The 715-nt window shown below is 77.8% G+C and carries 1 protein-coding gene; it reads left to right on the top strand.

What is annotated here, in order from left to right:
• Window positions 1-78: 78 nt before the first annotated feature.
• Window positions 79-715 (top strand): hypothetical protein (locus ABD126_RS38575; protein ID WP_343940653.1); only part of this gene is annotated, 637 nt, incomplete at its 3' end.

The following is a 715-nucleotide window of genomic DNA, read 5'->3' as shown; positions in this document are numbered from 1 at the left end:
CCGCGAGCCGCCGCCTGCGACCGGGCGTACGGTGGCCGCATCGAGCGACCAGCACGTGACAGGGCAGGACCGGCCGGGGTGGGCAGGAGGCTCCGGTCCGGCGCGGTGGCGCTGCTGGTCGTCCTGGCGGGGCTCGCGGCGGTGTTGGTCGTGTTCCTCGGCCCGGGTCAGGCCGGTGCCGGGCTGTTGGGCGTGCTGGGGTGGCTGGTCGCGCTCGCGGCGCGGGTGCCCGCGGTGGCCTCGGCCGGACGCCTGCGCGACCCCGGCCGCGGCCGGACGGTGCTCGCCGCCGCGTCCGCGGTGACCGACGAGGTGGCGCGCCTGCTGCTCGTGCTGGTCGGCGTCACGGGGTTCGCCCCGGCCCTGTGGGCGGGCCTGGGCTGGGCGGTCGCGGAACTCGTCTTCGCCACCGCCACCGGCCTGTCCCAGTTCACCGGCACCCTCGGACCACGCGCGGCCGAACTGCTGGGCGCAGAGGGCGGGGTCGCCGCCACCCACCCCCTGCACGTCCTCGTCCGGGGCACCACGACCACGACCTTCCACCTGGGCGCGACGCTGCTCCTGGCGGCCGATCCGTGGTGGCTCCCGGCCACCGTCGCGGCCCACGCGGCGGTCAACCTGACCTTCACCCGCTGGGCCCGCCACCGGCTGCCGGCCGCCGAACTGGGGTGCGCGCTGGTGAGCGCACTCCTCCTGCTCGGCGGCTTGGCCCTGA

This window comes from Saccharothrix mutabilis subsp. mutabilis (assembly GCF_039521145.1).
Taxonomy (GTDB): domain Bacteria; phylum Actinomycetota; class Actinomycetes; order Mycobacteriales; family Pseudonocardiaceae; genus Actinosynnema; species Actinosynnema mutabilis.
The sequence above is the reverse complement of the archived record's forward strand: the minus strand, read 5'-3'. Positions and strand labels throughout refer to the sequence as shown.